21 protein-coding genes and 2 pseudogenes are annotated in these 24,410 nt (G+C 63.2%); 17 read left to right on the top strand and 6 right to left on the bottom strand.

Annotated features, from left to right (window positions below):
• Positions 1-279: 279 nt before the first annotated feature.
• Genes E8E75_RS11915 through E8E75_RS11905 form a run of 3 tightly spaced genes read left to right on the top strand, consistent with a single transcriptional unit; the run spans position 280 to position 1,393 of the window.
• A complete protein-coding gene (locus tag E8E75_RS11915) occupies positions 280-795 on the top strand; it encodes a DUF4142 domain-containing protein (RefSeq protein WP_153919977.1) in 516 nt (171 codons plus the stop codon).
• Between the two features lie 43 nt (positions 796-838).
• Positions 839-1,195 carry a four-helix bundle copper-binding protein gene (locus E8E75_RS11910; RefSeq protein ID WP_120651103.1) on the top strand — a complete coding sequence of 119 codons (357 nt, stop codon included), beginning with the start codon at positions 839-841 and terminating at the stop codon, positions 1,193-1,195.
• Between the two features lie 18 nt (positions 1,196-1,213).
• Positions 1,214-1,393, top strand: a complete 180-nt coding sequence (locus E8E75_RS11905) for a hypothetical protein (protein ID WP_120651102.1) — start codon at positions 1,214-1,216, stop codon at positions 1,391-1,393.
• 64 nt (positions 1,394-1,457) lie between these two features.
• Here the strand turns inward: E8E75_RS11905 and E8E75_RS11900 are convergent, their stop codons facing one another.
• Positions 1,458-1,808, bottom strand: coding sequence for a DUF3509 domain-containing protein (locus E8E75_RS11900; protein WP_280358887.1), 351 nt, complete (start codon positions 1,806-1,808; stop codon positions 1,458-1,460).
• Between the two features lie 383 nt (positions 1,809-2,191).
• On the opposite strand from E8E75_RS11900, the gene E8E75_RS11895 reads away from it, so the two are divergent.
• Positions 2,192-2,464, top strand: coding sequence for a hypothetical protein (locus tag E8E75_RS11895; RefSeq protein ID WP_178123513.1), 273 nt, complete (start codon positions 2,192-2,194; stop codon positions 2,462-2,464).
• 176 nt (positions 2,465-2,640) lie between these two features.
• Here the strand turns inward: E8E75_RS11895 and E8E75_RS11890 are convergent, their stop codons facing one another.
• Entirely contained in the window at positions 2,641-2,973 is a 333-nt protein-coding gene (locus E8E75_RS11890) for a hypothetical protein (protein WP_280358884.1), read from the bottom strand.
• A gap of 409 nt (positions 2,974-3,382) precedes the next feature.
• Between E8E75_RS11890 and glgA the strand changes: the two genes are divergently transcribed.
• The 11 genes and pseudogenes from glgA to E8E75_RS11835 all read left to right on the top strand — a co-directional run bounded on the left by glgA (position 3,383) and on the right by E8E75_RS11835 (position 19,403).
• Positions 3,383-4,924, top strand: a complete 1,542-nt coding sequence (gene glgA, locus E8E75_RS11885; protein WP_153919979.1) for a glycogen synthase GlgA — start codon at positions 3,383-3,385, stop codon at positions 4,922-4,924.
• Entirely contained in the window at positions 4,918-6,678 is a 1,761-nt protein-coding gene (gene treZ / locus E8E75_RS11880; RefSeq protein ID WP_280358882.1) for a malto-oligosyltrehalose trehalohydrolase, read from the top strand. Before glgA ends, treZ begins: the two co-directional genes overlap by 7 nt.
• Positions 6,678-8,750, top strand: coding sequence for a 4-alpha-glucanotransferase (malQ, locus tag E8E75_RS11875; protein ID WP_280358880.1), 2,073 nt, complete (start codon positions 6,678-6,680; stop codon positions 8,748-8,750). The genes treZ and malQ overlap by 1 nt, the downstream gene beginning before the upstream one ends.
• Positions 8,743-11,541 (top strand): malto-oligosyltrehalose synthase, encoded by a 2,799-nt coding sequence (locus E8E75_RS11870; protein ID WP_280358879.1) that lies wholly within the window; start codon positions 8,743-8,745, stop codon positions 11,539-11,541. Before malQ ends, E8E75_RS11870 begins: the two co-directional genes overlap by 8 nt.
• Positions 11,538-11,678: pseudogene (locus tag E8E75_RS29375) on the top strand (DUF2934 domain-containing protein); the annotation flags it as partial. The gene E8E75_RS11870 and the pseudogene E8E75_RS29375, both read left to right, overlap by 4 nt.
• Positions 11,679-11,817: 139 nt before the next feature.
• A complete protein-coding gene (gene glgX, locus E8E75_RS11860) occupies positions 11,818-13,977 on the top strand; it encodes a glycogen debranching protein GlgX (RefSeq protein WP_280358878.1) in 2,160 nt (719 codons plus the stop codon).
• Between the two features lie 117 nt (positions 13,978-14,094).
• Positions 14,095-15,336: pseudogene (locus E8E75_RS11855) on the top strand (zinc-dependent alcohol dehydrogenase); the annotation flags it as partial.
• Positions 15,337-15,512: 176 nt separating this feature from the next.
• Positions 15,513-16,430, top strand: coding sequence for a DUF72 domain-containing protein (locus E8E75_RS11850; protein ID WP_280358876.1), 918 nt, complete (start codon positions 15,513-15,515; stop codon positions 16,428-16,430).
• Positions 16,427-17,215, top strand: coding sequence for an endonuclease/exonuclease/phosphatase family protein (locus E8E75_RS11845; RefSeq protein WP_120651091.1), 789 nt, complete (start codon positions 16,427-16,429; stop codon positions 17,213-17,215). Before E8E75_RS11850 ends, E8E75_RS11845 begins: the two co-directional genes overlap by 4 nt.
• On the top strand, positions 17,212-18,414 hold the full coding sequence (clsB, locus tag E8E75_RS11840) for a cardiolipin synthase ClsB (RefSeq protein ID WP_280358873.1): 1,203 nt from the start codon (positions 17,212-17,214) through the stop codon (positions 18,412-18,414). Before E8E75_RS11845 ends, clsB begins: the two co-directional genes overlap by 4 nt.
• 26 nt (positions 18,415-18,440) lie before the next feature.
• Positions 18,441-19,403, top strand: a complete 963-nt coding sequence (locus E8E75_RS11835) for a lysylphosphatidylglycerol synthase domain-containing protein (protein WP_280358871.1) — start codon at positions 18,441-18,443, stop codon at positions 19,401-19,403.
• Between the two features lie 29 nt (positions 19,404-19,432).
• Here the strand turns inward: E8E75_RS11835 and E8E75_RS11830 are convergent, their stop codons facing one another.
• Both E8E75_RS11830 and E8E75_RS11825 read right to left on the bottom strand, forming a co-directional pair.
• Positions 19,433-20,290, bottom strand: coding sequence for a Ku protein (locus tag E8E75_RS11830; RefSeq protein ID WP_280358869.1), 858 nt, complete (start codon positions 20,288-20,290; stop codon positions 19,433-19,435).
• A 75-nt stretch (positions 20,291-20,365) separates the two neighbouring features.
• Positions 20,366-20,515, bottom strand: coding sequence for a PSPA7_2676 family Cys-rich small protein (locus E8E75_RS11825; RefSeq protein ID WP_280358868.1), 150 nt, complete (start codon positions 20,513-20,515; stop codon positions 20,366-20,368).
• Positions 20,516-20,686: 171 nt separating this feature from the next.
• Here E8E75_RS11825 and E8E75_RS11820 point away from each other — a divergent pair, with 171 nt between their 5' ends.
• On the top strand, positions 20,687-20,911 hold the full coding sequence (locus E8E75_RS11820) for a hypothetical protein (protein ID WP_120651088.1): 225 nt from the start codon (positions 20,687-20,689) through the stop codon (positions 20,909-20,911).
• Positions 20,908-21,543 carry an NAD(P)H-binding protein gene (locus tag E8E75_RS11815; RefSeq protein ID WP_120651087.1) on the top strand — a complete coding sequence of 212 codons (636 nt, stop codon included), beginning with the start codon at positions 20,908-20,910 and terminating at the stop codon, positions 21,541-21,543. Before E8E75_RS11820 ends, E8E75_RS11815 begins: the two co-directional genes overlap by 4 nt.
• Before the next feature lie 6 nt (positions 21,544-21,549).
• Here E8E75_RS11815 and E8E75_RS11810 read toward each other — a convergent pair whose 3' ends face one another.
• A complete protein-coding gene (locus E8E75_RS11810; protein WP_153919996.1) occupies positions 21,550-24,018 on the bottom strand; it encodes a glycogen/starch/alpha-glucan phosphorylase in 2,469 nt (822 codons plus the stop codon).
• A 28-nt stretch (positions 24,019-24,046) separates the two neighbouring features.
• Positions 24,047-24,376 carry a DUF2513 domain-containing protein gene (locus E8E75_RS11805; protein ID WP_162945813.1) on the bottom strand — a complete coding sequence of 110 codons (330 nt, stop codon included), beginning with the start codon at positions 24,374-24,376 and terminating at the stop codon, positions 24,047-24,049.
• Positions 24,377-24,410 lie beyond the last annotated feature (34 nt).

Raw genomic sequence — 24,410 nt, 5'->3', positions numbered from 1 at the left:
CATGTCGGACTCCAGTCCCGGTTGGCGGTCCTGGTGCTGCGGCGGAAGGTTTTTTAAGGCCAGGCAGGTTACCTCCGGTAGAGCGCGGGTTGGCGAGCCCTCGGCGGGACCGGCTTACCGCCCAGGAGGGCTCGGCCACCGGGGGGTCCTGGGGTTGTGAGGACGGCAGCGCGCTTAGGTTCGAACTGCCTTCGCGCGCAGGGCCCGCAAACTTTCTTGAACTTCCCTCGTGCCCTCCTCTTCTACCTAGCGTGACCTTCACGAATTGAGGATCTCACCATGACTCATTCGCTCAAACACCTGATAGTCGTGTTGTGCGCAGTGCTGGCGCTTGCTCCTTCGGTGCAGGCCAAGGATGAGATCAGCCCACAAGACTTCGTTGGTCAGGCATCAGCCGCCAGCCTCGCCGAAGTCGAGTCCGGCAAGCTGGCGCTGCAAAAAGGCACTAGTGAGGAGGTCAAGACATTCGCGCGGATGATGGTCGACGACCACTCGGCAGCCAACGAACAACTCCAGGCCCTGGCGAGCAAGCAGGACCTGAAGATATCCGAAGCTCCCGGCCTGACTGAACAGGCCAAGGCGAAAATTCTGCAAATGCGCGGTGACGCATCCTTCGACAAGGCCTATGCCAACAACCAGATCGAAGCGCACAAGGCCGCCGTTGAACTCTTCCACACTGCAGCCAATTCCGAAGACGAAACCATCCGCGACTTTGCCTCCAGGATGCTGCCCAAGCTGGAAGAGCACCTGAAGATGGCGCAGAGCCTCGCCGTCGACGTGGGTGCCCGTGAGTAGGTCGGACGCTTTGTCCGAGTACGCTTCCATTGGAGGCCCAGCCATGAACGAGGAGCACCGCTTCCAGAGTTGCATCGCCGCCTGCAGCAGCTGCGCCACCGCATGTGAAAGCTGCATGGCGGCCTGTCTCAGCGAAGAACGTGCGGCCACCCTCACCCGCTGTATTCAGCTGTGCCGTGATTGCGCCGATATCTGTCACTCCTGTGCCTCACTGATGATTCGCGAGAGCGAATACGCATCGGCCATGTGCCACGTGTGCCTGGTCGTCTGCATCGACTGCGGCGAGGAGTGCGCGGTTCATGGCAACAACCATTGCCAGGAGTGCGCCAGGGCCTGCCAGCTCTGCGCCGAGGAATGCGAACTCATGGCAGACTGGCACGGCGCCGCACCGCTTCCCTGACACCCGAGGAGAAACGCCATGGGTACCGAAGAACGGCCGATTCCCGAACAGCCCCTTATCGACGATCCGGGAAACGAAGACCCCGGCTCCCAGATCGAGCGGGAAGAACCTCCAGGGGTGATACCCGATAGTCCCCCACGCGAAGATCCCGACCCGCGCATCCCGGACAGCGACAAGGAGCGTCGCGCACACGGCTGAGCACAGCGGATTCGGAGTGGGGTTGATCGGCTGGCCGTGCAGCAAGACGGGCGGATCAGTGCGATCAGTTCGTAGCGATATGCCGCGAGTGTTCCAGCTTGCGGCGGGCCACCAGGGTTTTCGCTGCGGTCATGTGTAGCCCACCGCCGTAATAGGTCGGCAGTTCCCGAGACACCCAATCGATGCCGCGCGCGTGCCAGATAGCCTCGCCGCTGGCAAGTTTCATCTCGCGTTGTAGCTCCCGAATTATCCCGCGCGCGCAGTCCTCGTCATGCAGCGCGCGGCCGCTGATGGCCTTGCGCAAGGGATGCCCGGTTTCGTCTGTCAGCACGAGCAGCAGCGTTCCGTCGGGTCGGGACTTGAGGTCCACCTGGAACTGTGAAAAGGCTTCGGTGAATAGATTCAAAAAAATCATTTGGGAGCTCCCTGTCTGGTGGCGCGGTTCCTTCATCCAGCATTAGTCGTGCCTGGCCCACAAATGGAAACATTCGCGCTGGAACGGCAGTCCCGCTCTCACCGATGACCTCTCGCCAATTGCGATTTGCATGATCGCCGCCACAGCTCCTTGCATCCTGCATGAGCCGCCTGTCTCGCCATTTGCAAGGTTGAACCCCGGGCTGCGGATGGGATTCGGATTAGGAGCCACTCCGGATTCCACGAGGTGATCGGGGCACTCAACCACGCAAGGGCCAGGCAACGGGAAATGCTTCACGAGAAATCTTCCGCCAGCGCTTCCAGGAATCCTTCGCCGACTGGCGTATTTTGCCGAACGGGACGCATTGCAACGGATCGAAGCCATTGCCCGGAAGAGCGACCAGGGAGGCGCGTCGAGCACTCTCCGACTGGCTCGACTGGATGGGCTTCGTGGATGCGGGAATCCACGCTCGGCTCGAGCCCTACATTGGCTACTTCAAACCCTATGCGACCAGCCACGAAGAGCTGGACAACGATCTGGCCCTGCAACAAGAAGTACGCATGGTCGCCCAGGCAGTCATGCGGACCGCGGCCGAGGCCAGGGCGGGCAATCTCGCCTGTCCACGGCGCGGGTTACAAGCGCCACGACCGAAGTGATGCGTACCCTCCTCTACCCGCCGGATGTCCGGCGGGAAAAGGCAGAGGATGCGTCGGCGAATCTTGATCATGGACGTCAGCTCCGTACCTGGTTGGGGGATCAGGAATGCTGACTGCCACTTAACTTGCTGGTTCAAGGAAAGCTCTCAGCGGATGCGTCTTGGCGAGTTCCGAGATCAATGCACGTCCACCGATTGCCGGTCGACCATCCGCGCCAAAGCCTCACAGGCTTTCCGACATTCCTTGCATTCGGCCATTTCGTGACGCGCGCACTCCCCCGCGCAGAGCCGGCACATTGCGGCGCAGAAGGTGCCGTAACTGGCCACGTAACGGCTCTCCTGTTCCATCAGCACGAGCATCTGCCGACAAGTCTCCATGCATTCGCCGCACAGCTCGCGGCAACGCCGGATGGCCCCGCGTCCGGCCCCGTCCTCCACGAGCAGGAAACGGGTAATGCACAGGGAACAGGCGACGATGCAACGGCTGCATGCTTCGCGACGGGAGTCCATGGCATCAGCTCCGGCGCAGCCGTTCGTAGTAGTACGGCAGGTTGAGCAACGTCTCTCGGACGGCGGCATCGCGAACGTCGCGGGGTTGGCCGTCGAAGCGCAGCATCGCGCCAATCGCACGCATGGTTTCGTCCTCCCTCTGAAAGGCTTACCCATGACCTATGGAAGACCCCCGGCAGGCAAAGTTCAGGTTTTCCCCTGAACGGAGCCCGGCTGAGAAATAAGTCGAACCTAAAGGGAATCCCGCCAGTCAGGAAAAAGTGTGGGGCCCGAGTACGGGGCCACCGCGAACCACAGACGGTTCAAGCCCGGGCACAGGGAAGCAGACGTGCGCGTCCACCGGGTTCGGCAGAAGAGTTGTCGAACCAGGGGATCGCCAACCATGGACCATGACGATTCGGAGCACATTATGGGAACTGCCGTTGCCACGGCCCACGTTGGTGAAGCCACTACCATCGAACCGAGGCCCAAGGCCGAGCTGCACCTGGGAAGTCTGAAAGCGTCCAAGAAACACATCCTGTTCGTTACGCCGGAACTGGCCGACCTGGTAAAGGTCGGCGGTCTGGGAGATGTCTCGTCAGCGCTGCCGAAAGCACTTTCGGCCCATCACGACATCCGCGTGCTGCTGCCGGGATATCGACAGGTGCTGGAAAGCGGCCATCCCATTCGCGTCGTCGGCCAAGTGAACGGGCTGGCCGCCCTGCCGCCATGTGGCATTGGGCGGATGGACCTGCCCGACGGGCTCATCGTCTATGTGCTGATCTGTCCCGAACTCTACGAGCGAGAGGGCACGCCGTACGGCGATGGCCACGGCAACGACTGGCCGGACAACCACATCCGCTTCGCCCGCCTAGGCCTCGCGGCAGCAGAGATCGCCGCCGGGACGGCCGGCATCAACTGGTGTCCGGAACTTGTCCATGCCAATGACTGGCCGGGCGCACTTGCGCCCGCCTACATGGTCTGGCGCGGCTTGCGTACGCCCTGCGTATTCACCATCCACAACCTCGCCTACCAGGGCCTTTGCGGCCTCCACAGCAGCGCAGAGCTTGGTATCCCGGCCGCGGCGCTCACCTCCGAGGCTCTCGAGTTCTACGGCAAGCTGTCCTTCCTCAAGGCCGGCATCGCCTACTCGAGCCATGTGACCACCGTCAGCGAAACCTACGCCCAGGAAATCACCACACCCCTATTCGGCTGCGGACTGGAGGGCATGCTGCAGGCCAAGGTCAATGACGGCCGATTGAGCGGAATCCTCAACGGCATCGATGAAAGCTGGGAGCCGCGCAGTGACCCGCACCTCGTACAGGGCTTCAGCGCCGGTCGCTGGCAAGGAAAGGAGGCCAATGCCCGCCATGTCCGGGAACGCTTCGACCTGGACATCCACGAGGGGCCGCTGTTCGCCGTGATTTCCCGCCTGGTGCAGCAGAAAGGCATCGACCTGACTCGCGAAGTGGCCGGGCACATAGTCGAGGCCGGTGGCAGCATTGTCGTGATCGGCCAGGGCGAACCGGAGCTGGAACAGGCGATGGTGGACCTGGGCGAACGCCATCCCGGCCGCATCGGCGTGAGCATCGGCTTCGATGAAACCGTGGCACGGCGCATGTTTGCCGGCAGCGACTTCCTGCTCATGCCGTCGCGCTTCGAGCCCTGCGGCCTGAGTCAGATGTATGCCCAATGCTTCGGTTCCCTGCCCATCGCCCGTCGAACCGGTGGGCTGGCGGACACCATCGAGGACGGTGTCACTGGGTTCCACTTCGACGACGCTTCGGTGGACAGCTACCTGGATGCCATCGACCGGGCCCTGGCGGTATACGAACGTCCCGAATTGCTGGATGCCATGCGTACCCACGCCATGGATTCACCCCTCTACTGGGAACGCACGATCTGGGCCTATGACGAGCTATACCAGCGGCTGGTCGACGGCCCTGCCGTCGCGGGGAAAGCAGAGTGCTGACAGCCCCTTTGCATGGCGCCAGGCTGATCGGCCCACATACCACGCGCTTCTCGCTCTGGGCGCCGGATTGCCGCAGCGTTGCCGTGGAATTGATGGACGGGGCCCTGCACCCGCTGGCGGAAGAGCCAGGCGGCTGGTTTGGTGGCGAAGTGGAGTGTTCTGCGGGAACCAGCTACCGCTACATCGTGGACGGTGAACGCCGTGTGCCGGACCCGGCTTCGCGTCGCCAGGCCGGGGATGTCCACGGATTCAGCATGGTGGTTGATCCCGCGACTTACTCGTGGCGCGTGAAAGATTGGCCCGGACGCCCCTGGCACGAAGCAGTGATCTATGAGCTACATGTCGGGCTGCTGGGAGGCTTCGCCGAAGTGGAAGCCTACCTGCCGACTCTGCTGGCGCTGGGCGTCACGGCGGTGGAGCTAATGCCCCTGGGGGAATTTCCGGGAAAGCGCAACTGGGGCTACGACGGCGTACTGCCTTTTGCCCCCGACTCTTCCTACGGAACGCCGGACGAGCTGTGCAGCTTGGTGGACCGGGCGCACGAGCTGGGACTGATGGTGCTGGTGGACGTGGTCTACAACCACTTCGGCCCGGAAGGTAATTACCTGGGGCACTACGCTGCGGACTTTTTCCGCCGCGACCGTCAGACGCCCTGGGGCGACGCCATTGACTTCCGTAAGCGCGAGGTTCGCGAATTCTTCATCGAGAACGCGTTGATGTGGCTCCAGGACTATCGCATGGATGGATTGCGCATCGATGCGGTACATGCCATCCGCGACATCGCGTTCATGTTGGAACTGGCTGACCGTGTGCGCGCCAGCGCATCGAGAAAACGTCACCTGCATCTCGTGCTGGAGAACGAAGCCAATGAGGCCAGTCTGCTGGAACGGGGCTACGACGCCCAGTGGAACGACGATGCCCACAACGCGCTGCACGTCCTGCTCACCGGTGAACATCACGGCTACTACGAGGACTTCGCCGAAGCCCCTGCCCTCAAGTTGGCCACCTGTCTGGCGGAAGGCTTCGCCTACCAGGGGCAGTCAGACCGCCATGGTTTCCCCCGCGGCGAACCCAGCGTCCATCTACGCCCCGGCGCCTTCGTGTTGTTCCTGCAGAACCACGACCAGGTGGGTAATCGCGCCTATGGCGAACGTTTGCCCGCGCTGGCAGACCTGGATGCCCTGAAGGCGGCCACTGTGCTGTTGCTGCTTTCACCGATGATTCCGCTGCTGTTCATGGGCGAGGAATGGGGTTCGACGCAACCATTCCTCTACTTCACCGACCATCCGCCAGCGCTGGGGGCGGCGGTGCGCGAGGGCCGGCGCAACGAGTTCGCGACGTTCCCGCACTTCAGCGACGCGGTATTGCGGGAGAACATCCCCGACCCCAATGCCGCACGGACCTTCAACCGCTGCCTGCCGGACCTCGATCTGGTCAACCAACTGCGGCACCGGGAATGCCTGGCGTTATACCGCAGCCTGATCAGCCTGCGACATGCCCGCATCATTCCGCGCCTGCCTGGCAGCCATGCGCTGGAGTCCGGCGTCCTGGGCTCGCACGCGGTAAGCGCGGCATGGCGCATGGGTGACGGCGCTCGCCTGGATATCCTGATCAACCTCGGGGAATCTCCCGTGCCCATGGAGCCTGCCGGCAGCAACGCGGAGATTCTCTTTGCCCATCGTATTGAAGGCGCGGACCTGGCCGAGTGCCGGATGCCGCCGCGCAGCGCCCTGGCGTTGCTGGAACCAGCGTGATGAGCGACGCGCAACTGGCGTCACTGGCCAGCGCTGTAGGTTTGCAGCTCGACTGGATGGACGCTGACGGCCAGCCTCAGCGAGTCAGCCCTGAGGTCCAGCGGGCGCTCCTGGAAGCCATGGGTTATGCGGCTCAGTCTCCCCAGCAGATCGCCGGCGGCCTGGTCGAAGCACGCGAACACGAGCAGGCCACCCGCCTCGGCCCACTGATCGTGCTGGACCAGGGCGATCTGCTGTCCCTGGCCGGATCTCAGCGCCCTGGCCATGCCTACCAGTTGCATCTGGACGATGGACGGCTGTACGAGGGACGTCTCGATGCGGACTGCCGCCTGCTGGCTCCCGATGCCTGCGGATATCACCAGTTGCGCGTCGGCGACAGCGAGCTCTGTCTCGCAGTCGCTCCACCAGCTTGCCCAAGCGTCCGCGAGCTGCTGGGCCATGCGCAGGCCTGGGGCTTGGCCGCACAATTTTATGCACTGCGCCGGCCCGGTGACGGCGGCCTCGGCGATACCAGCGCTGTGGAGGACCTGGCCCGCAGCGCTGCCCGCCATGGCGCCGACGCGCTGGCCATCAGCCCCGTGCACGCGATGTTCAGCGCGAACGGTGCCCAGTACAGCCCGTACTCTCCCTCTAGTCGCCTGCACTTCAATGTGTTGCATGCTGCCCCGGCCCACGTACTTGGCGATGCCGAACTGCAGCGTGCGCTGGCGGCCACCCGCCTTGGCGCCGAGTACGCCCGCCTGGAAGCCTTGCCCCTGCTTGACTGGCCTGCGCTTTCCACCGCACGGATGGCAGTCCTGCGCCAGCTCTACCGGCAGTTCGATGAAGAACAGGGGGTGTTGCGCCAGGACTTCGAGCGCTTCTGTGAAACGAGTGGGGACGCCTTGCTCCTGCACTGCCGGTTCGAAGCACTGCACGGACACATGCTCGCCAATGGCGCTCCCGGCGACTGGCGCTGCTGGCCCGAGCATCTGCGCAATCCTGCCCACGCCGCCGTCCAGCGCTTCGCCCTGGAGCATGCCCGCGAAGTGGAGTTTCACGCCTTCGCCCAATGGCTGGTAGTACGCGGTCTTGAACGAGCACAGATGGCCGCTGTCGGCGCCGGCATGGGCATCGGGTTGATCGCCGATCTCGCCGTGGGCGCGGATTGCTCGGGTAGCCAGGCCTGGGCCTGTCAGGACCAACTGCTGGCTACCATCCGGGTGGGCGCACCGCCGGACATCCTCAATCGTTCCGGCCAGAACTGGGGAGTCTGGGCGTTTTCACCGCTGGGGCTGAAAGAAAACGGTTACCAGGCGTTCATCCAGATGCTCCGTGCCAGCCTCGGCTGCTCCGGTGGTGTCCGCATCGACCATGTCATGGGCCTGCAGCGTCTCTGGGTGATTCCCGAAGGCGCCCGCCCAGAGCAAGGGGCCTACCTGCGCTTTCCCTTCCATGACCTCCTGCGCCTCATCAGCCTGGAGGCCTGGCGTAGCCAGGGCCTGGTGATAGGTGAAGACCTCGGCACCGTTCCCGACGGGCTGCGGGAAGAACTCGCCCGCCGCAACGTGCTGGGTATGCGTGTGCTGTTGTTCGAGCAGCGTGACGGTGAGTTCATTCCGCCCTGCGACTGGCCGCAAGATGCCCTGGCGACCACCAGCACCCATGACCTGCCGACCTTGAACGGCTGGTTCCAGGGCAAGGACATCGATTGGCGCCTGAAAGCCGGCCATTGCGATGCCGAAACGGCCCGCCATAGCCGGGAGATTCGCGAGCGAGAATGCCGGGCGCTGACGGCGGCGTTGCGACTGGAGGGGCATCTCTCTCCTCATGAAGACAGCCGTGAGCGCTGCGTGCAGGCTTGCATCGGCTATGTCGCCGAAACGCCCGCGCCGCTAGTCCTGTTGCCGCTGGAGGACCTGCTGGGAGAGTCAGAACAGGCCAACCTGCCGGGACCGGGTGATGCGCATCCGAACTGGCGTCGCCGCTGGCCGACGACGGCGGCCGAACTGATCGAGCTACCGACGTCGCGCCGCCATCTGGCTTGTCTCACGGAAGGCCGCGACATGCGGCGGGAGGTGCCAGATGAATGAACTGCGCGCCACCCTGCGCTTGCAATTCCATCGCGGCTTCACCCTCGACGCCGCCGTTCCCCTGGTGCCCTACTTTGCCGAACTGGGCATCAGTCATCTGTATTGCTCACCGCTGTTCACGGCCCGTTCCGGGTCCAGTCATGGCTACGACGTGGTGGACCCGACGACCATCAACCCCGAACTCGGTGGCGAGGTCGCCCTGGCGCGGCTGGTGGATGCCCTGCGCCATCGACGCATGGGACTGATCCTCGATCTCGTACCGAACCACATGGCGGTGGGCGGCGACAGCAATCCCTGGTGGCTGGATGTTCTGGAGTGGGGTCAGGAGAGCCCCTATGCGAACTTCTTCGATATCCACTGGCATTCAACGGACCCGCTGCTGGATGGCCAGCTACTCGCGCCCTTCCTGGCCAACGACTACGGCGAGGTGCTGGCCGCTGGCGAGTTGCACCTGGGCTACGACAGCAGCCTTGGCGGTTTTGCGGTCCGGCATTTCGAACATCGCTTTCCCCTGTCGCCGCCCACCTGGGGCGAGCTGCTGCGCAGCAGCGGGGACCCTGATCTTTCCGCCCTGGCGCAGGAGTTCGACCGCCTGGCCGACCTTCCCTCCCCTCGCGCCCCTGCGTTGGCTTTGAAAGAAGGACTCGCGCGGCTGCTCGCCGAGCCTGCCCGCAAGGAAGCACTGACCCGCGGGATGACTGGGTACAGCAGCGACAACGATGCCGCCATGCAGCGCCTACACGCGTTGCTGGAACGCCAGCCCTATCGACTGGCAAGCTGGCGAACCGCAGCCGACGATATCAACTGGCGGCGCTTCTTCGACATCAATGAACTTGGCGGCCTGCGGGTGGAACGTGCCGAGGTGTTCGAAGCCACCCACGCCAAGCTCTTCGAGCTGATCGAACGCGGACTGGTGGACGGACTGCGCATCGACCACGTGGATGGCCTGGCCAATCCCCGTGGCTATTGCCGACGCCTGCGCCGACGGGTGAACCGCCTGCTGGATGCCCGCCCCCGAACCGCCCCGTTCCCCATCTACGTGGAGAAGATCCTCGGCCACGGCGAGCGCCTGCCCCGCGACTGGGCCGTGGACGGGACCACCGGCTACGACTTCATGAACCAGGTTTCCCTACTGCAGCACGACCCGCTCGGCGAAGCGCGCCTGGGAGCACTCTGGAGCTCCCTCAGCGGTCGCAGCGGAAACTTCCTCGCGGAAGCGCAGGAGGCACGGCGCCTTCTGCTCACGAGCTCCCTGGCGGGCGACGTGGAGACGGTCGCTCAGGGACTCGTGCAGATAGCGCGAGGCAACCTGGTGAGCCGTGACCTGACGCTGGGAGCCATTCGTCGTGCGCTGCTGGAGCTGTTAGTGCATTTTCCGGTCTACCGCACCTACGCCGGTCCCTGTGGGCGCTCGGAGCAGGACCAGGCCCTATTCCAGCAAGCCCTGGAAGGTGCCCGGGCGAACCTGGCCGCGGCCGAATGGCCATTGCTCGATTCCCTCGACCGCTGGCTCGGCGCCGAGCCCCTGCGCGATCTCCCACCTGGCCCCGCACGTCGTTTGCGGCGCCAGGTGTTGCAGCGTTTCCAGCAATTGACCTCGCCGACCGCAGCCAAGGCCGTGGAAGACACCGCCGGCTACCGCTCCGCGGTATTGCTCTCGCGCAACGATGTGGGGTTCGACTCCGAGCGCTTCAGCGCGCCCATGACAGAGTTCCACGACGATTGCCTGGAACGCGCCGCCCTGTTTCCTGCCAGCCTGCTGGCCACCGCCACCCATGACCACAAACGCGGCGAGGACTGCCGCGCTCGCTTGGCTGTGCTGAGCGAACGCTCCAGCTGGTTTCTCGAGGGGATACAGCGCTGGCGGCGTCTGGCCGATCCACTGCGCCTGATCGCCGACCTAGACGAGACCATCGCGCCGGCCGACGAACTGGTGCTGTATCAGTGCCTGCTCGGCAGTTGGCCTCCCGACCTGTCCCTGGACGATGTCGGCGGTATCGGCAGGTACCTCGAGCGCTTGCAGCGCTGGCAGGAAAAATCCCTGCGCGAGGCCCGGCTGCGCAGTAACTGGAGCGCTCCGAACCAAGCCTACGAAGCGGCCTGTCGTATCTTTCTCGCCCGGGTGCTGGAAAGTCCCGAAGCAAAGCCACTGCGCGAAGAACTGGCCGCCGCGGTTGCCGAGCTTGCGCCCGCCGGCGCACTCAACAGCCTGGTTCAATGCCTGCTGCGGATGACTACTCCCGGGGTGCCGGATCTCTATCAGGGCACCGAGTTCTGGGACTTCAGCCTGGTGGACCCGGACAACCGTCAGGACGTGGACTTCGCTGCGCGCGTGGCTGCTCTCGCCAGCCGGGAGGCTCCGCAAGAGCTGCTGCACGGCTGGGAGGACGGCCACATCAAGCAGCGGTTGGTAGCGACCGTCCTTAACCTGCGACATAAACAACCGCGCCTGTTCAGCCAGGGCAGCTACGAGCCATTGCAGGTCGAAGGCCCCCAGGCCGCACGGGTTCTGGCCTTTGCGCGCTGGCATGACCTGTACGGGTTGGTGGTCGTGGTGCCGCGCCTGGCAGCGCCTCTTCTGGATGGTCCCTTGCCACAGGTGCCGCCACCGCGCTGGGGAGACACCCGCGTCAGGTTGCCCCGTGTGCTTCGTGCCGGGCGGCTGAGCGGCGCTTTCTCCAGCCGTGACCTCGTTCCCCGGCAGGGCTGCCTGGAAGTTGCCGAGCTGTTGGCGGACTTCCCCGTCAACCTCCTGCTGATCACGCCATCGAATCGGGAGCCCGAGCCATGAGCAGAAATGAAGCACGTATCCGTGAACTTGCGTACCAGATCTGGGAGTCCGAAGGTTGCCCTCAAGGCCAGGCGACGCGTCACTGGGAGTTGGCCTGCATCCTGGCCGAAACGGTGGCAGCGCATTCCGCCGCACCCACCGCCGGCCCACGACGGATTACCAGGCCCTGTCCGGTCCCACTGGATGAGACCCATCCGGGCAAAGCCAGGGTTTCCAAGGCAAGTCCAGTGAACACACCGTCGGAGCCGAACGCTTGAGAGCGTCCAGGTAGGCAACATGACCCGGCAGCGCCAACGCGCCCCAGAAGTCCAACAGCGCTCGCGTATCAGCGAAGGCCACCCGTTTCCATTGGGCGCGAACTGGGACGGACTGGGCGTCAATTTCTCGATTTTCTCGGCCCACGCAACGCGAGTCGAGCTCTGCCTGTTCGATGCCAAGGGCGAAACCGAGCTGGAACGCATCGAGTTGCCCGAGTACACGGACGAAATCTGGCATGGCTACTTGCCCGACGCCCATCCCGGCCAGATCTATGGCTTTCGCCTGCACGGTCCCTACGAACCGGACGTCGGGCACAGGTTCAACCCGAACAAACTGCTGATCGATCCCTATGCCAAACAGCTGGTCGGACGACTGTGCTGGTCCGAGGCGCTGTTCGGTTATGTGATCGGCTCGCCCGACGCCGATCTCAGCTTCGACACCCGCGACAGTGCCGCCTTCGTGCCGAAGTGCAAAGTCATTGACCGCGCGTTCACCTGGGGCGATCAGCAGCACCGGCGCATTCCCTGGGACAGCACGCTGATCTACGAAACGCACCTGCGGGGAATCAGCATGCGCCACCCGGCAGTACCCGATCACCTTCGCGGCAGCTTTGCCGGATTGATGAATGCCGAGCTGATCCAGCACATCCGTTCCCTGGGCGTTTCCGCCGTGGAGCTCCTCCCGGTGCATGCCTTCTTCGACGACAAGCACCTGCTGGAAAAAGGCATGAGCAATTACTGGGGCTACAACAGCATCGGCTTCTTCGCTCCCCATCCCGGCTACCTCGCCAGCGGCAAGATCAACGAGTTCAAGGAGATGGTGGCCCATCTCCACGATGCCGGCCTGGAGTTGATCCTCGACGTCGTCTACAACCACACCGCCGAAGGCAACGAGCTGGGTCCGACCCTTTCCATGCGCGGCATCGACAACGCCACTTACTATCGGCTGATGCCCGGTGATCGGCGTCACTACATCAATGATTCCGGAACCGGGAACACCCTCGACCTCAGTCATCCCTGCGTACTGCAGATGGTCACCGACTCACTGCGCTACTGGGCGACCGAGATGCACGTCGACGGCTTCCGATTCGACCTCGCCACCATCCTCGCCCGCCATTCCCATGGCTATGAGGAGCGTCACGGCTTTCTCGTCGCTTGCCGCCAGGACCCTGTGCTGAGCCGCCTGAAACTCATCGCCGAGCCATGGGATTGCGGCCCCGGTGGATACCAGGTCGGCGGCTTCCCACCCGGTTGGGCCGAATGGAACGACCGATTCCGCGACACGGTGCGTGCTTTCTGGCGCGGCGACGGCGGAGAGGCCGCCACCCTGGCCAAGCGTCTCACGGCCTCCGGCGATCTGTTCAACCAGCGTGGTCGGCGCCCCTTCGCCTCGGTGAACTTCATCACCGCCCATGACGGCTTCACCCTGCGCGACCTGGTGTCCTACGACCACAAGCACAACGAGGCCAACGGCGAAGACAACCAGGATGGCAGCGACCACAATCTGTCCTGGAACCACGGCTGCGAAGGCCCGACCCATGACCCGCAAATCCGCGCCCTGCGAACGCGACAGATGCGCAACCTGCTCGCCACCCTGATGTTCTCCCAAGGCACGCCCATGCTGCTCGCCGGTGACGAGTTCAGCCGCACGCAGCACGGCAACAACAATGCCTACTGCCAGGACAACGAGATTGGCTGGGTCGACTGGACGCTGGATGAGGAAGGCCGCGACCTGCTGGAGTTCACCCGCCGCCTGGCGAGCCTCCGGCGAGCCTATCCGATCATGCGTCGCTGGCGTTTCCTGGTCGGTCATTACAACGAGGCGCTAGGTGTGAAGGACGTCACCTGGTTGGCTCCCGATGGTGGAGAAATGGCCGAAGAGCACTGGCACGACGAGAACACCCGTTGCATGGGCATGCTCCTGGATGGTCGGGCCCAGCCGACCGGCATACGTCGCAGCGGCGCTGACGCCACGGTGCTGCTGGTGGTCAACGCCCATCACGAATCGGTGAGCTTCAAGCTTCCCGAAGTAACCGGTGGTTCGGGCTGGCACTGCCTTGTGGACACCGACAGTCCCGCCCTGCGAAGCCAGGGCGAACTCCCGTTCGATGAGCCATTCGAGGTCACCGGGCGCTCGCTTGCGCTGTTCGAGCTGGTCCCGCTGACTCCTCAGGGCTGACCGGCACCTCGCCATAAATAGCCTGAACCCTCGGGGTGAGGCCAAGTCGGAACAGAAAGGGCTGATTCGGATGGCCTGGCGATCCGCCAGCGATCCGACAGCCGGAGGAGCCGACCAATGAAAGCCGTGGTTTTTCACGACGTGGGCGATATCCGCCTCGACGAAGTCCCGGACCCGGTGCTCCTGGAGCCGACCGACGCGATCATCCGGCTCACAGCTTCGGCGATCTGCGGTACCGATCTGCACTTCGTTCGTGGGACCGTGAGCGGCATGGTCAAGGGCACCATCCTCGGGCATGAAGGCGTCGGGATCATCGAGGCGCTAGGCACGGACGTCCGCAACCTGGAAATCGGCGATCGCGTTGTCGTCCCGTCAACCATCGCCTGCGGCAACTGTTCCTATTGCCGCGCGGGCTACTACGCCCAATGCGACGACGCCAACCCTAACGGCAAGGAAGCCGGCACGGCCTTCTACGGCGGCCCTGCCAGCAGTGGCCCCTTCCAGGGCCTGCAGGCCGAGATGGCACGCATCCCCCACGCCAATATCGGTCTGGTCAAGCTGCCCACCGGCATCAGCGATGATCAGGCGATCCTCCTTTCCGACATTTTCCCCACCGGGTATTTCGGTGCCGAGCTGGCGGAAGTCACGCCAGGCGACACCGTGGCCGTGTTCGGTTGCGGCCCGGTAGGTCAATTCGCCATCGCCAGTGCCAAATTACTCGGTGCCTCTCGCGTGTTCGCCATCGACAAGCACGACGATCGCCTGCGGATGGCGCGCCAGCAAGGCGCGGAGATCATCAACTTCGACCTGGAAGACCCGGTCAAGACACTGCGCCGCCTCACCCACGGCATCGGGGTGGACCGCGCCATCGATGCGGTGGGCGTGGATGCCGAATGCCCCGCCCACTGCGATTCCACGACCGTGTCCGAGTTCCACCAGGAAATGGCCGAAGTCACCCCTCATTCACACCCCGATGGCGACAACTGGCACCCGGGCACTGCGCCCAGCCAGTCCCTGCGCTGGGCGGTGGAGGCCCTGGCCAAGGCCGGAACCCTCGGCATCATTGGCGTGTATCCGCAACAGGCACGCCGTTTTCCCATCGGAGGAGCTATGAACAAGAACCTGACCATCAACATGGGCAACTGTCACCACCGGCGCTATATCCCGATCCTGATCGAAATGATCCAGGCCGGCCGTATCGATCCGGCCAAGGTACTTACCCAGATCAAGCCGATGGGAGACGCCATCGAAGCCTTCAAGGCGTTCGACCGCCGCGATAGCGGCTGGATCAAGGTAGAGCTGCAGCCACAGAAGGCTGCGGTCAGCAAGGCTGGGGAAGGAACCGAGCAAGTCGTTCACGAATTGAGCGCTGCCGGCAAACCGGACAAGGTGGCGACCCTGCCCGGCGCGCCAAAGCCGCCGGCCAGCAAGCGCAACGATGCCGAGGACTCGGACCAGCGGCAGGAAAAAACCGAGTCAGCCACCCTGCCGGCAGGTCCCAAGCCAAAGAAAACCAGTAGCTGAGGCACAAGGCTGTGGGCGAGATACGCATTGGCATCTCCGGATGGCGCTACGCGCCCTGGCGGGGAATTTTCTATCCCGATGGCCTGCCCCAGGACCGCGAACTGGCCTTCGCCTCGCGGGCGGTGAACAGCCTCGAGATCAACGGGTCCTTCTACGCCCTGCAAAATCCGGCACGCTACGCCAACTGGCGGGATGACGCACCGAAGGATTTCATCTTCGCGGTCAAAGCGCCGCGCTACATCACCCACACCCTCAAGCTCAAGGACGTCGAGAAGCCCCTGGCCAACTTCTTCGCCTCGGGGCTGCTGCAGTTGGGAGAAAAACTGGGGCCCATCCTCTGGCAATTCCCGCCCAGCATGGCGTTCGAAGCCGGCACGTTCGGCCGCTTCCTCGACCTGCTACCCGGCACCACTCATGCCGCGCTGGATTGCGCCAGCCATTGCAGTGATCGCCTGAAGAAGGTCGGCTATCAGGAGGCATCCGCTCGCGGCACGCTGCGCCATGCCGTTGAGATTCGCAACGAGAGCTTCGCCTGCGATGCCTTCGTGCAAATGTTGCGCGATCACAAGGTCGCCCTGGTCATCGCAGACACCGCCGGCAAGTGGCCTTATCTGGAGGACCTGACCAGCGACTTCGTCTACCTGCGTCTGCACGGCGACAAGGCGCTCTACGCAAGCGGCTATACCGAGCAGGCCCTGGCGCGCTGGGAGACGCGTATTCGCACCTGGAGCGCTGGTCTGCAACCTGGTGACGCCTTTGTAGTGGATGAGCACGGAACCCGGCTGCGCAAGTCGCGGGACATCTATTGCTACTTCGATAACGACCAGAAGGTGCGCGCGCCTTTCGATGCTCGCCGCCTGCTCGAACGCCTGGACCTGACCAGGGACCTGGAAACCCAGCCTGGTGTATTGCAAGGAATCCCACCGTGACCACGACCATTCCCATGCCTGAGATCGTCATCGACAGGATCACCGCAGTGCATCGCCTCAAGGTGCTCACAATCAACATGCACAAGGGGTTCAATGCCTTCAATCGGCGCTTCATACTCCCCGAGTTGCGAGATGCCGTACGCGCCACGGATGCCGACCTGGTGTTCCTGCAGGAGGTGCTCGGCAGCCATGATCGCCATGCCCGGCGCTACCATGACTGGCCGCCGACGTCGCAGTACGAGTTCCTCGCCGACAGCATCTGGCCGCAGTTCGCCTACGGGCGCAATTCGGTCTACCCGCACGGCCACCACGGCAATGCCCTGCTTTCAAAGTTCTCCATCATCGAGCGCGAGAACCTCGACGTGACGGTGCATGGCAATGAGCAGCGCGGCCTGCTCCATTGCATCCTGGACGTGCCGGGACACCGTGAAGTGCACGCCATCTGCGTTCACCTCGGGTTGCGCGAATCCCACCGCAAGCTACAGATCAGGCTGCTCGCGGAACTTTTAAGCAGCCTCAATCCTGCTGCCCCGACCATAGTCGCAGGGGACTTCAACGACTGGCGGCTGCGGGCGGATGCGGTGTTGGCGGAGCACGGCCTGGTGGAAGCTTTCGGTTGGGCCTATGGAGCTCCGGCCAAGAGTTTTCCCGCGCGATTCCCGCTGCTCTGCCTGGACCGCATCTACGTCCGCAATGCCACGTGTCATGAGCCCATGGTGCTCGCAACCCGGCCCTGGTCGCACTTATCCGACCACGCACCGCTGGCAACGGAGGTGCACCTGTGAAACGGCAATGGCGTGATGGAAACCGCATCAAACTGCTGATCAATGGCGAGGAGTATTTCCCTCGTGTTTTCGAGTGCATCCGCGCGGCGACGCGGGAAGTCCTGGTCGAGACCTTCATCATCTTCGAGGACAAGGTCGGCCACGAGCTTCGGGAAGTGCTTATCGAAGCGGCTCAGCGTGGCGTGAGGGTCGAGCTGGCGTTCGACGGCTACGGCACGGCGGACCTGGGCGAAGAGTTCATCGCCAGCATGACCACCGCTGGCGTCCGAGTGCATGCCTTCGACCCCAGTCCCCGCCTATTAGGCATGCGCACCAACCTGTTCCGTCGGCTGCATCGCAAGATCGTCGTGATCGATGGAGAAATGGCCTTCGTCGGCGGCATCAATTACTCCGCCGACCACCTGGCGGACTTCGGCCCCATGGCCAAGCAGGACTACGCCGTGGAAGTCAGCGGCCCGGTGGTCGCCGACCTGCGCCGATCCAGCTTGCGCTTGCTCTCGCAGGTACTCGACGGGCCCAGTGAAATCCGTCCTACCGCTCGCAGTACCGGCCAAGCGCGAATCCTGTTGGTCGAGCGCGACAACAATCGCCATACCACGGATATCGAGCAGCAGTATCTGGCGGCCTTCCGCGGCGCACGCTCGCGTGTGGTGGTGGCCAACGCCTACTTCTTTCCCGGCTATCGCCTGCTGCGCGAACTGCGCAATGCGGCCCGCCGTGGCGTCAAGGTGCAGCTCATCCTGCAGGGGCAACCGGACATGCTTTGGGCCCAGGTTTTCTCACGACTGCTCTACAAGTACCTGCTGCGCGAAGGCGTAACCATCTACGAATACTGCAAGCGACCATTGCACGGCAAGGTCGCCCTGGTGGACGAGGAATGGTCGACGGTGGGCTCCAGCAATCTCGATCCTCTGAGCCTGGCGCTGAACCTGGAAGCCAATCTGTTCGTGCGCGACCGGGCGTTCAACCAGTACCTGCACCGCCACCTGGAACAGTTGGCTACCGAGCACTGCAAGAGCATCAGCCTGGAACGCATGGTCCGTGGCTACTGGTGGCGGGCACCATTGATTTTCCTCTGCTTCCACTTCATCCGGCGTTTCCCCGCCATCGCCGGCTGGTTCCCCGCCCACCGACCCAACCTCGAGTCCCAGCATCCGGCCAAGGATGAAGAGCCCCATTTGGACGAGGGCAAGACCTGATGAGCGAGTCCACCAGGAAACCGTGGATGAAATGGGGTACGCGGCTGCTGACCGTGTTCTTCATACTGTTGATGTCGGTCCTGCTTTACCTCGTGGCGCGGAACGTCGACTGGAACGAAGTGAAACAATCGCTGCAAGCCTTCAGCTTGACCACGCTGCTGGTAGGCGGCGCGCTGGCCTTCTCCAGCTACATGGTGTTCAGCATTTTCGACCTCATCGGGCGGGCCTACACCGAACACCACCTGCCCGCGCGCCAGGTGCTCCCGGTAGCGTTCGTCTGCTACGCGTTCAACCTCAACTTCACGACCTGGGTCGGTGGCGTGGCACTGCGCTATCGACTCTACAAACGCATCGGCCTGGATACCGGCACCGTCACGCGGATCATCAGCCTCGGCATCGTTACCAACTGGATCGGCTACATGGCCCTGGCGGGCGTGATCTTCTCCCTGCGCCTGGTGAAACTCCCGGCCAACTGGAGCCTGGGTGTGACGGGCCTGCAATTGATCGGCCTGCTGCTATTGGTGCTGGTCGGCCTCTATCTGTATGCCTGCGGCTATGCCAAGCGACGTACCTGGTCCTGGCGGGACCACCAGATCACCCTGCCCTCGCTGCGTCTGGCGCTGATACAGGTCTGGCTTGGCGCGACCAACTGGACACTGATGGCTTCGCTGATCTTCTGGCTGCTGCCCCACGGACACGGCACCTATTACCCCTCCATTCTCGGCATCCTGCTGATCAGCTGCGTGGCCGGCGTCATCACCCATATTCCCGCCGGCCTCGGGGTACTGGAAACGGTTTTCCTCGCCCTGCTGCATGACCAGGTCAGCCAGGGCGGGCTGGTAGCGGCCCTGCTCGGCTATCGCACCCTGTATTTCCTGGTACCCCTGCTGGTGGCGGCAGTTACCTATCTGGTCCTGGAAAAGCGCGCCAAGACCATCCGCCTGCAGCATAAGCACAAGGTCCGGCCAGAAAAATCTTCCACGGGTTGAATGCGCCCTGCCGGTATTCCTGGCGCGGCTCATTTTCGGGTCTTGCGCGGGCGTGGGGCCTCTTCGCTTTCCTTGGCGTTTCTTTCACTCCGGGTCGCCTTGCCACCCAGGCTGCGACGCAGCAGTTCGGTGAGGTCGATGATCTCGGCGCTACGGCCGGCGGTTTCCTCGCCCGGCTGCTCGACGCGTTCGATCCTGCCCGCCTTGGCCTTCTGCTCCACCAGCTCCATCACCTTCGCGCTGAAACTGTCCACGTAGGAATCCGGCTCCCAGTCTGCGGTCATGTCCTGGATAAGGCGGCTGGCCATTTGCATCTCGGCCTTGGACAATTTCGGGCTGGTTACATCGGTGCCCAGGTCGAGCACGTCCAAACCACGTACTTCAGCGGGCCAACGGAGCATCACCAGTACCAGCGCTTTCTCCACCGGCATCAGCGCTGCCAGATGTTGGCGTGTGCGCAGCACCACCTCCGCGAGAGCGACTTTGCCCGAAGCTTCAAGGGCTTCGCGCAGGAGGGCATAGACCTTGCCGCCACGTTTGTCGGGGCTGAGGTAGTACGGCGCTTCGATGTTCTGCAAGGGAATCTGCGCGGCCTCGACGAAGGCGAATATGTCGATGGTCTGGGTCGACTCCGGATGCGCCTGGCGGATTTCGTCCTCGCTCAGGATCACATAGTGGCCATCGCCATACTCCACGCCCTTGACGATGTCCTGGCTCTTCATCTCCTGGCCAGTGACCTTGTTCACCCGCTTGTAGCCGACCGGCTCCATGCTGCGCCTGTCGAGCCAGTCGAAGTCGATACCGCTGGATTCGCTCGCGGAAACCAGGGCAACCGGGATGTGCACGAGTCCGAAACTGATGGCGCCTTTCCAGATTGCGCGTGCCATTGAAGTGTCCCCTTCGCGGTGGCCTACACTCGAGCGACCGACCCGACCCCGCGAAAGTTGCAGGAATCCGCCGGACTACCTGCCAGGCCCCGGGGTGACGGTTGCCCTGACGTAGCGGTTACTGCCGCAGCGGCTGCAGCGTTGCTGTGTCACGTCCTCATTGCCGAGCCGGATCGACGTCTCCCGCATCCATGCACACCCTCGGAAGAAGCAGATGAAAGTCATCACAGCCTCCCTCGCATTTCGCGAGAGTCGTGCTTGACCTTTGGACAATCAGGGTTGCTTGTCGGCTCATGTCATCGACAGGTGCGTCACCGTCCGACGGATAGGGGGAACCCCTGCAGGCGCGCCGGGAGTCTACCTCCAATACATCAAGCGAAAGAGAGCGCCACGGACATGTCCACGAAGACGCTATTCCTCATCAGCTACATCCTCGACAACCAACCCCGCAGCGTCGAGGTTGAGTCGGACGCCGAAGCGATGACTCCGGACCAGGCCCGTTATTACCTGGGCTCCATCCATACTTCCTCTTCGCCCGAGGCCTTCACAGACGTACAGGTGACCCGGATCAGCCATCCGAAGATGGGTGGGCCTACACCTGCCCATAACCTGCAGCCATGAAAAACCTCGAAACCCCGGCGGTAAAGCTGGCCCTCTACGGCGCACAGAGCGCCCTGGGCTATGCGCTGATGGCGGAGGCACTGCATCGCCAGTATGAAGTCGGCGCCGTGATCAGCGATCTCAATGCGATTAGCGCACGCCCTGGTCTGCGTACTCTGACGGGCAATGCCCATGACGCCCTCAGCGTGAGCCGGACGGTAGTAGGCAAGAGTGCGGTGATCGGCATGCCTTGCGCTTCCGGTCCGCCGCTCACGGCGCAGGACGGCAGTGGCCATGATTTCCCGCAGGTCTATTCCGCCGTCAGCGCCCTGATCGATGGCCTGCGTATCGCGGGGGTGCAGCGGCTCATCGTGATAGATCCGCTCAAATGGCTCGAACAGTCGCCTTCCTGCCCTGCGCCGGCGGCGGAGTACCTGCAACGCCGCTTGCTGGACAGCGGGCTGGAGTGGACCCTGGTGGAAGCACCGGAAGGTTTCGACTGCGACCTGGAGTTCGATGACTTCATACGTGTCCCGGCGGAGAACAAGGCTCAATCGGTGCTGGCCCTGCAACGCTTCGCAATGGCGGTGCTGGACGAGCTGATGCTGTGCAACCACCTGCATCAACGCATCTCTGTCGATGGCGGTGACTGAACAGACTCAGGGCTCACCGGGTCGCGATGACGGAACGTGTATGCCCCAGATATCGGTGGCGTATTCGCGGATGGTGCGGTCGGAGGAAAACCAGCCCGTGCGCGCCGTGTTGAGAACAGCGGAGCGCCACCAGCGGGAGCTGTTCTGCCAGCATCTGTCGACCTGTCTCTGGGCATTCCAGTAGGCATCGAAATCCTCGCAGACCATGAAACGGTCCTCGCGGATCAGCGCGTCAACCATGCCCTGGTAACGCCCTCTGTCTTCCGGTGAAAACACCCCTGAGCGTACGGCGTCCAGCGACGCGCGGAGGCGTTCGGAACGGCCTACCGCCAGTTCACTGGCCAGGCCGCCCATGCGCCGCTGCTCGACCTGCTGCGCAGTCATCCCGAAGATGAACATGTTTTCCGCGCCGATCCGCTCGCACATCTCGACGTTGGCACCATCCAGGGTGCCAATGGTCAACGCACCGTTGAGGGCGAACTTCATGTTGCTGGTCCCGGAGGCTTCCAGGCCGGCAGTGGAAATCTGCTCGGAAAGGTCGGCCGCCGGAATGATCGCTTCGGCCAGACTGACGTTGTAGTTGGGGATGAACACCACCTTCAGCAGCCCGCGCACCGTGGGATCGTCATTGATGGTGCGACTGATGTCGTTGGCCAGCTTAATGATCATCTTGGCTTGCTGGTAACTGGCGGCCGCCTTGCCCGCAAAAATCTTCACGCGTGGCGCCCAGTCGGTGGCCGGGTCGTTGCGGATCGCCTGATAGAGCGCGACGGTATGCAGCAGGTTGAGGAGCTGGCGCTTGTACTCGTGGATGCGTTTGACCTGTACATCGAAGATGGCCTGGGTATCCACGGCAATACCCAGCCGCTGGCGGATCAGGTGCGCGAGTGCTTCCTTGTTGTGCTGGCGGCGGAGACGGAACTGCTTGCGAAAATCCTGCTTTTCGGCAAAGGGTTCGAGCTTCTGCAGGATGGTTTCCGGCGAATCCAGCACGCCCTCCCCCAGGGTCTCTACCAGCAACCGCGTCAGCTGCGGATTGATCTGGAAGAGCCAGCGGCGGAAGGTTACCCCGTTGGTCTTGTTGTTCACCCGATCGGGGTACAGTCGGTGCAGGTGGCGGAAAACAGTTTCCTGCATCAGGCCGGTGTGCAGCGCCGACACACCGTTGACGCTATGGGCGCCAAGGAAGGCCAGATTGCCCATGCGTACCCGCCGTCCGTGTTCCTCTTCGATCAGCGACACCGAGCGCAGCAGTTCGAAGTCATGGATGTCCTTCGCCCGCAACGCGTCGATATGCAAGGCATTGATCAGGTAGATGATCTGCAGGTGACGGGGCAACAGGCGCTCCATCAGGGCGACCGGCCACGATTCCAGTGCCTCGGGCAATAACGTGTGGTTGGTGTAGGCCAAGGTCGCCACCGTCAGTTCCCACGCCTTGCCCCACTCCACTGCGTACAGGTCCACCAACTGGCGCATGAGTTCGGCGACGGCAATGGCCGGATGGGTATCGTTGAGCTGGATGGCTACCTTCTCCGGCAGATTGTGCACATCGCCGTACTGGTCCATATGCCGCCGCAGCAGATCCTGGAGCGACGCCGAAACGAAGAAGAACTCCTGGCGCAGCCGCAATTCCTGGCCGGCTTCGGTGATATCCGCGGGATAGAGTACGAGGGAGATGGCCTCGGCGCGTACCACGTCAACCACCGCACCGATATGGTCACCGGCATTGAACCGTTCCAGTTGCAGGTCTTCCTCGGCGCGCGCCCGCCACAGGCGCAGGGTGTTGACCGCAGAGCGGCGCCAGCCGATCACCGGGGTGTCATAGGCAATGGCGCGTATGGTCTCGTGGGGTTGCCAGATCTGCCGGCTGTTGCCGCCCTCCTCCAGATGGGTGAAGACACTGCCGCCGAAGCCGATGCTATAGGCCACCTCCGGTCGCTCGAACTCCCAGGGATTGCCGAAGTCCAGCCAGGTCTCCGTCTGTTCCGCCTGCCAGCCGTCAATGATCGCTTGACGAAAAAGTCCGTGCTCGTAGCGAATGCCGTACCCGTGGGCGGCCAGCTGCAGGGTCGCCATGCTTTCCATGAAACACGCCGCAAGGCGGCCCAGGCCACCATTGCCGAGCGCCGCGTCAGGTTCCACTTCACGGATGCGGTCGAGATCGACGTTCAGCTCTGCCATCGCCTGGCGAGCCACTTCCAGCAGCCCCAGGTTGCTCAGGTTATCCATCAGCAGACGGCCGATGAGGAACTCCAGAGACAGGTAATAGATTCGCTTCTGGTCCTGCCGGTCGACCTGGCTGGAGGCCTCTTCCCACTGGTCGATCAAGTTGTCACGCGTGGCCAGGGCCAGCGCCTCGAACCAGTCATGGTCGAAAGCGTTTTCCGGGGACTTGCCAACCGCGTACTTGAGTTTCGCCAGGATGCTGTCCTTGAACGCCTGGACTGCATCGGCGGAGTTAGGCTGCTCGGCCATGACCGCCTCTCGTCAGATGCAATGGGTTTCAGAAGACCTTGCGTAGCGATTCGTAGGAGATAGCGCCAAGTCGTTGCAGCAGCATGGTTTTCTTCGCGTTCCAGGTATCCTGGTCGCGAATGCTGTCGAGCAGGTCATGCCCCTGCAGGGTCAGCGAACTGGCTACGCGCCCGGATTCGCCGTTCCATTGGTGTTGCTCCTTGCACTCCACCAGGCCTGCCTGTTCGAGGAGATGAAGGTGATAGTCGGCTTCCTCCAGGCTGCACCCATCGGTGCAGTGGAGAGAAGCGAGATGGCCCGGCTCCATGGCCTCGATTTCCAGCAGCAACTCCCTGATCAGATCCCAGTTCCGCTTCATGGCTGGTTGCTCCTCGTCGCCGGTGATGGCCCCT

The organism is Pseudomonas sp. BN606, assembly GCF_029873115.1.
Lineage (GTDB): Bacteria > Pseudomonadota > Gammaproteobacteria > Pseudomonadales > Pseudomonadaceae > Metapseudomonas.
This window is presented reverse-complemented; position numbering and strand designations above follow the sequence as displayed.